The following is a 6,383-nucleotide window of genomic DNA, read 5'->3' as shown; positions in this document are numbered from 1 at the left end:
GCCGCCGATCCGCAGGGCGGCGGCACGGGCGGCGGTGACAGCGCCACGGGCGGCGGCACCGTGCTCGCGAAGACCTCCGAGATCCCGGAGGGCGGCGGCAAGATCTTCAAGGACCGGGGCGTGGTGGTCACGCAGCCGACGGCGGGGCGGTTCAAGGCGTTCTCGTCGCAGTGCACCCACCAGGGGTGCGCGGTGGGCAGCGTCTCCGCCGGCGCGATCGTCTGCCCGTGTCACGGCAGTGAGTTCTCCGTCACGGACGGCGCGGTGCGGCGCGGCCCCGCCACCCAGCCGCTGCCGGCCCAGGACATCACCGTGTCCGGGGACGAGATCACGCTCGCGTGAGGCTCAGCCGCCACGGCGCGGCCCTCTGAGGCAGCCGAGCACCTCGTCGGTGGTCACGACCGTGGCGACCAGCGCGAGGGTGTTGCGGATCATCGCGGGGGTGTAGTCGGCGGGCACCCCCGCGATCGCGTCGGCGGGCACGACGGCGGTGTAGCCGCGGTTCACCGCGTCGAACACCGCGTTGGGGATCGCGACGTTCGCCGAGACACCGGTGACGACCAGGGTGCGGCACCCCAGGTTGCGCAGCAGCGCGTCCACGTCGGTGCCCTGGACGGGCGAGAGGCCGTGCAGCCGTCGTACGACGATGTCCTGCTCGGCCACCTCGATCGGGGGCGCGACACGCACCGCGGTGGTACCGGACAGCTGCTGGACGGGGAGCCGTTCGGCCGCGCGGAACAGCCGGGCGTTGCGGCTGGCTCCCCGTCCGTCCGGGCGGCGTTCGGCGACGGCGTGGATCACCTGGACACCGCTGTCGTGCGCGGCGGCGACCAGCCGGGCGACGTTGCCGAGGGCACCCGACGAACGGGCCTGCGCGGCGAGTTCGGGCAGCGCGCTGCCGGGTCCCACGACGCCCTGCTGGCACTCCACGGTGAGCAGCACGGTGACCGTGGGATCGAGGAGTTCACGGAGCCGGTCGTGCGACGGCACGACGCCCCCTTTCGCTCGGGTGCGGGGCGGGCGAGACTAACCAGCATTGCCCGAGAGGGGAAGAAGGGGGCCGTATGACTGTCGCGCAGCGCCGGGGCCGGAGAATCATGATGACGCCCGGTGAACTGGACGGGTTCCTCGCCGGCCAGCGCACCTGCCGGGTCGCCACCGTCTCCGCGGACGGCGCACCGCATGTGAGCGTGCTCTGGTTCGCCTGGGACGGCACCTCGTTGTGGCTGTACTCGGTGGTGCGCAGCAAACGGTGGTCCGATCTGCGCCGCGATCCGCGGGTGGCGGTCGTGGTGGACGCGGGCGAGGAGTACGGGCAGCTGCGCGGCGTCGAGCTGTCCGGCACCGTGGAGTTCGTCGGCGAGGCCCCGCGCACCGGCGAGCTGTGCGCCGAACTCGACACCCCGGAAATCCTGTTCGCCCGCAAGAACTTCGGCCTCGACGAGATGCCGTACGACGGCCGGCACGCGTGGATGCGGCTGACCCCGCGGAAGATCGTCTCCTGGGACTTCCGCAAGATGGGCTCGGCGTAGGACCGGGCGGGGCGCCGGGCGCGTCATTCAGGTGCGGAAACCCGGTGCGGACAGCGGGTGCGTGGAATCGGGTGCGGTTCCCCGTGGGCCCTGAGGGGTTCAGCGTGCCGTCCGAGGGTTCACCGCACCGTCTCCGCCGCCGTGCGCAGCGCCTCCACCGCCGCCCGGATCGACGGCCGACGGTCGGCGTCGGCCCGCCAGACGACGTACACATGACGGCGTACGCGCTGCTTGAGCGGGATGGTGACGACCCCGGGCGGTACCGGGTGGCGGCCCAGGCGCGGCACGACGCACACGCCCAACCCGGCGGAAACCAGGCTCAGTTGGGTGTGCGTCTCGGCCGCACGGTGACCGAGGATCGGTTCGACACCGCGCGAGCGCAGCGTGAACATCAGCCACTCGTGGCAGAACTCGCCCGTGCCCCAGGTGATCCACTCGTCACCGGCGAACTCCCCGAGGTCCACCTCCGTGCGCCCCGCGTGCCGGTGTTCCGCGTGGACCGCGACATCGGCGGGGTCGTCCAGCAGGGGCGCCTTCACCAGCCCGTCCGGTAGCGGCATCGGCTTGTTGTACCAGTCGAGGACGACGGCCAGGTCGAGGTCGCCCCGCACCACCCCGGCGACGCCGCCCTCCGGTTCCAGCTCGCACGAGCGGATCCGCAGCGATGGGTGCCGGGCGCGCAGGGCCGCGAAGGCGGTGGGAAACAGACCGCGGGCGGCGGTCGGAAAGGCGGACAGCCGGAGTTCGCCGACCACCTGCCCGCGGTGCGCCTCCAGGTCGGACTGGGCCAGCTCCACCTGGGAGAGGATGCGTGCCGCGTGCTCGGTGAGCAGCCGCCCCGCGTCGGTGAGGCGCACGCCCCGCCCGTTCTTGGCGAGGAGTTGCTGCCCGACCTCCCGTTCCAGCTTGCCGAGTTGCTGGGAGACGGCGGACGTGGTGACGTGCAGCGCCTCGGCCGCCCCGCTGACCGAGCCGTGCCGGGCGAGGGCGTCGAGGGTGCGCAGGCGCTCCAGGTTCAACATGTAAGCAAGACTAAGAGGTATCTGGTGAGAAATCTCGATTGTGCTACGAGGTCGGGTACCGCATCGTTGCGTCCATGACCGCCGTCACCACCCAGCGCGCCGAGGCCCGGCCCGCCTCCGCCGCCCGTGCCCGCCTCGACTGGCGCCTCCGGTTCGGCGCCCTGTCACTGATCTGGGGCTTCAGCTTCCTGTTGATCAAGGTGGGCACGGACGGGTACGCGCCTTTCCAGGTCACGCTGGGCCGGCTGGTGTTCGGTACGGCGGTGCTCGTGGCGGCGATGGCGGTGAAGCGGGAGGGGCTGCCGCGCGGAGCGCGCGTCTGGGCGCATCTGACCGTCTCCGCGTTCCTGCTGAACGCCCTGCCCTTCTCCCTGTTCGCCTACGCGGAGCTGACCATTCCGTCCACCCTGGCGGGCATCTGCAACGCCACCTCGCCCCTGTGGGGCATGGCCCTGTCGCTGGTCGCGCTCTCCGAGGACCGCCCGACGCGGCTGCGGGTCGCGGGGCTCGGCCTCGGTTTCCTCGGCGTGCTGACGGTCCTCGGTGCCTGGCAGGGCTTCCACGGGCTCGACGCGACGGGCACGGCGCTGGCCCTGCTGGCCTCGCTCAGCTATCCCGTCGGCTGGATCCACGTCCGTCGCACGCTGGCCGGGACGGGCCACTCGCACCTGTCGATGACGGGCGCGCAGTTGTCCCTGGCCACCGTGCAACTGGCCGTCGTCACACCCCTGTTCACGTCCTTGCCCGGCCGCTTCCCGGTGGTCCCGCTGCTCGCCGTCGCCGCCCTGGGCGCGCTCGGCACGGGCCTGGCCGTCCTCCTCCAGTACGGCCTGGTCGCCGAGGTCGGCCCCACGACGGCCCAGATGGTCACCTACTTCATCCCGGTCATCGCGACCGCCGCGGGCGTGGCGGTCCTGGGCGAGTCGTTGAGCTGGACGACACCGGTGGGGGCGGTGATCGTACTGGCGGGCGCGGCCCTCACCCAGGCACGCCCGGGATCCCGCACCGTCCCTGATCCTTGAGCGCGCCCCTGATGGGCCTCGGGCCCGCCGCTTCCCGGGCCGTCCGGACGCGGCTTTCGGAGCGCTAGACGTAACTCCGGGAGGGCGCCGGTGCCAGGGCCGCCGCGACGGCGTCCGCCAGGGGGACGGTCTCCTCCGCGGTGAGGGTGGAGACGGTGATGCGGATGGCCGGCGGCGCGGCGAGGCGGAAGGGGGCGCCGGGAGCGACGGCCCAGCCCGCGTGCAGCAGCCGGGCGACCGCGCCGGTCTCGTCGGGGACGGGGATCCAGACGTTCATGCCGCTGCGCCCGTGGGCACGGATGCCGCGTTCCGCGAGGGCGCCGATCAGCGGGTCCCGGCGGGCCCGGTAGGCCGCCGCCACCGCGGGTCCGTCCACCGCGCCGTCCGTCCACAGCCGGACCACGGCCCGCTGCAACAGGCGGCTGACCCAGCCGGGCCCCAGCCGCTGCCTGCCCACCACCCGGTCGACGGTGACCGGGTCACCGGTGAGGACGGCGAGCCGCAGGTCCGGGCCGTACGCCTTGGCCACCGAGCGGACGAAGGCCCAGTGGTGGGTGCCGCCGGCGAGGGGGTGCGGCGGCAGATCGACGATGCCGTGGCCGTGGTCGTCCTCGATCAGCAGCGTCCGGGGGTGCGCGCGCAGCACGGAGCGCAGGGCACGCGCGCGTGCGGCGCTCACCGCGGCGCCGGTGGGGTTCTGCGCGCGGTCCGTGACGATCAGCGCACGCGCGCCGGACTCCAGGGCGTTGCGCAGGTCACCGACGAGCGGCCCGTCGTCGTCGACGCCCACGGGGACCGTGCGCAGGCCGAGCGCGGGCATCAGGTCCAGGGTCCGGCCCCAGCCGGGATCCTCCACGGCGACCGCGTCACCGGGTCTGAGGTGGGCGGCGAGGACCCGTTCGACGGCGTCCAGCGAACCGGACGCCACGGCGAGCGGGCCGTCGGGCACCCCGTCGGCGTCGAGTTCGCCGCGTGCGATCCGGGCCAGGGCGGGCTCCACCGGCTCGGCGCCGTACAGGACGGGATCCCCGTCCCCGGCCTCCGCCACCGCCGCCAGGGCGGGCGCGAGCGGCGGCAGCAGCGCGGGGTCGGGATTGCCGCTGGACAGGTCGCGCACTCCGGGCCCCACGGTGACGTGCAGTTGCTCACGCCCGGTCGTGGCCGGCTTGGGCCGGATCCGGCTGCCCCGGCGCCCGGCGGTCTCGATGACGCCGCGCTCGCGCAGGGTGCGGTAGGCGGCGGCCACCGTGTTCGGATTGACGCCCAGACGGACCGCCAACTCCCGCATGGGCGGCAGCAGTTGCCCCGGCTCCAGGCGGCCGTCCCCCACCGCGCGCTCGACGCTCGTCGCGATCTCCGCTGCGCCGCGGCCTTCGATCGGATATTCTCCTAGCACAAACAACATTATGCACTAGTGCAATGGAGACTGCTCATGCAGGGGCCCCAGCAGACACCGTCGCAACCCGCCGCCTACCCCTCGACCGAGCGCACCGTACCGACGCGTTCCGCGGACCGCGCGTCGTACGACCGCGACGTGGTGCACGCGATACTCGACGAGGGTTACGTCTGCCACCTCGGCTTCGTCCGTGACGGCGCGCCGGTGGTGCTGCCGACGCTGTACGCCAGGGTCGGTGAGCGGCTCTACGTCCACGGCTCCACCGGATCACGCCCGCTGCGGATGACCGGGCAGGCCGATCCCGGGCTTGAGGTCTGCCTGACGGTGACCCACGTGGACGGCCTGGTGCTGGCCCGGTCCGCCTTCCACCACTCGATCAACTACCGCTCCGTGGTGGTGCACGGCACCGCCCACGAGGTCACGGACCCCGAGGAGCGGCGCCTGGCCCTGGACGCGCTGGTCGACCACGTCGTCCCGGGCCGCGCCGCCGACTCCCGGCCCGCCAACAGGAAGGAACTGGCCGCCACCGCGGTGATCCGGCTCGACCTGGACGAGGTCTCCGCCAAGTTCCGCACCGGCGGCGCGAACGACGAGCCCGAGGACCTGGCCCTGCCGCACTGGGCGGGCGTCGTACCGCTGCGCAAGGGCTACGCCGCCCCGGTCCCCGACGCGGGCCTCGCCCCCGGCACGGAACTCCCCGGCTACCTCAAGGCCCTGTGATGCTGATCCACCCCTGGGACGCGCCGCACGACGACACCGAATGGCAGACCTGGCTGGCCACGCACGACTTCGGCCACCTGGCCGTCAACGGCCTGCCCGGCGAGCCGCCCGCCGTCCAGCCGCTGCACTTCGCCTACGACGCCGAGCGCGCCGAGGTCGTCACCCACCTCGCCCGCCCGAACCCCCTGTGGGCCGCGCTGGACGCCGATCCCCAGGTGCTGCTGAGCGTGGTCGACGACTATGTCTACGTCCCCGGCCCCTGGCAGGCCGCCCCGGGCACCGCGGCCGAGCACGGCGTCCCGACCAGCTTCTACGCAGCCGTCCAACTCCGCTGCACGGCCCATGTGGTGGACGATCCCGCCGAGAAGGCCGACCTCCTCAACCGCCAGCTCGCCCACTTCCAGCCCGCGGGCGGCTCGGCCCGTGCGACGCCGGCCGGGCCGCCGTACGGCAGGATGCTGCCCGGCATCCGCGGACTGCGGCTCGAAGTGACCGGCGTGCGGGCCAAGTTCAAGTACGCGGGCCAGAAACCCGAGGAGGTCCAGGAGCGGATCGCCTCGGGACTCGGGCAACGGCGCGGCCCGCGCGACGGGGCGGCACAGGAGCACCTGATGCGTCGGCGGAGCACCTGATGCGTCGGCGGAGCGGCTGAGCCCCGGCGGGAGACCGGCTTCCCGGGGGAGACCGTGCC

General features: G+C 73.6%; 8 protein-coding genes. 5 read left to right on the top strand and 3 right to left on the bottom strand.

All coding sequences use genetic code 11. The features are described 5' to 3' along the window. On the top strand, positions 1-342 hold a 342-nt coding region (locus ACFC09_RS39555; RefSeq protein ID WP_376536816.1), incomplete at its 5' end, for a Rieske (2Fe-2S) protein. A 3-nt stretch (positions 343-345) separates the two neighbouring features. Here ACFC09_RS39555 and ACFC09_RS39550 read toward each other — a convergent pair. Next, positions 346-990: a cysteine hydrolase gene (locus tag ACFC09_RS39550; RefSeq protein ID WP_376536814.1), complete on the bottom strand. Its 645-nt coding sequence runs from the start codon at positions 988-990 to the stop codon at positions 346-348. A gap of 74 nt (positions 991-1,064) precedes the next feature. Between ACFC09_RS39550 and ACFC09_RS39545 the strand changes: the two genes are divergently transcribed. Then, the gene (locus tag ACFC09_RS39545) at positions 1,065-1,532 is read left to right on the top strand and encodes a pyridoxamine 5'-phosphate oxidase family protein (RefSeq protein WP_376536812.1); all 468 of its coding nucleotides are present in this window, start codon (positions 1,065-1,067) and stop codon (positions 1,530-1,532) included. 119 nt (positions 1,533-1,651) lie between these two features. Here the strand turns inward: ACFC09_RS39545 and ACFC09_RS39540 are convergent, their stop codons facing one another. Beyond that, positions 1,652-2,554 (bottom strand): LysR family transcriptional regulator, encoded by a 903-nt coding sequence (locus ACFC09_RS39540; RefSeq protein WP_376536810.1) that lies wholly within the window; start codon positions 2,552-2,554, stop codon positions 1,652-1,654. Between the two features lie 74 nt (positions 2,555-2,628). Here ACFC09_RS39540 and ACFC09_RS39535 point away from each other — a divergent pair, with 74 nt between their 5' ends. Beyond that, positions 2,629-3,576, top strand: coding sequence for a DMT family transporter (locus tag ACFC09_RS39535; protein ID WP_376536808.1), 948 nt, complete (start codon positions 2,629-2,631; stop codon positions 3,574-3,576). A gap of 64 nt (positions 3,577-3,640) precedes the next feature. Here the strand turns inward: ACFC09_RS39535 and ACFC09_RS39530 are convergent, their stop codons facing one another. Next, positions 3,641-4,972 carry an aminotransferase class I/II-fold pyridoxal phosphate-dependent enzyme gene (locus ACFC09_RS39530; protein WP_376536806.1) on the bottom strand — a complete coding sequence of 444 codons (1,332 nt, stop codon included), beginning with the start codon at positions 4,970-4,972 and terminating at the stop codon, positions 3,641-3,643. A gap of 36 nt (positions 4,973-5,008) precedes the next feature. On the opposite strand from ACFC09_RS39530, the gene ACFC09_RS39525 reads away from it, so the two are divergent. Both ACFC09_RS39525 and ACFC09_RS39520 read left to right on the top strand, forming a co-directional pair. Beyond that, entirely contained in the window at positions 5,009-5,692 is a 684-nt protein-coding gene (locus ACFC09_RS39525; protein WP_376536804.1) for a pyridoxamine 5'-phosphate oxidase family protein, read from the top strand. Continuing rightward, positions 5,692-6,324 (top strand): FMN-binding negative transcriptional regulator, encoded by a 633-nt coding sequence (locus ACFC09_RS39520; protein ID WP_376536802.1) that lies wholly within the window; start codon positions 5,692-5,694, stop codon positions 6,322-6,324. The genes ACFC09_RS39525 and ACFC09_RS39520 overlap by 1 nt, the downstream gene beginning before the upstream one ends. Positions 6,325-6,383 lie beyond the last annotated feature (59 nt).

The sequence above is a fragment of the Streptomyces sp. NPDC056161 genome, from assembly GCF_042268025.1.
Classification (GTDB): domain Bacteria; phylum Actinomycetota; class Actinomycetes; order Streptomycetales; family Streptomycetaceae; genus Streptomyces.
The sequence above is the reverse complement of the archived record's forward strand: the minus strand, read 5'-3'. Positions and strand labels throughout refer to the sequence as shown.

Bases quoted from the DNA above. Each gene is read 5' to 3' on its own strand.
- ACFC09_RS39545 (WP_376536812.1), top strand. From the start codon at position 1,065: ATGACTGTCGCGCAGCGCCGGGGCCGGAGAATCATGATGACGCCCGGT.
- ACFC09_RS39540 (WP_376536810.1), bottom strand. From the start codon at position 2,554: ATGTTGAACCTGGAGCGCCTGCGCACCCTCGACGCCCTCGCCCGGCAC.
- ACFC09_RS39535 (WP_376536808.1), top strand. From the start codon at position 2,629: ATGACCGCCGTCACCACCCAGCGCGCCGAGGCCCGGCCCGCCTCCGCC.
- ACFC09_RS39525 (WP_376536804.1), top strand. From the start codon at position 5,009: ATGCAGGGGCCCCAGCAGACACCGTCGCAACCCGCCGCCTACCCCTCG.
- ACFC09_RS39520 (WP_376536802.1), top strand. From the start codon at position 5,692: ATGCTGATCCACCCCTGGGACGCGCCGCACGACGACACCGAATGGCAG.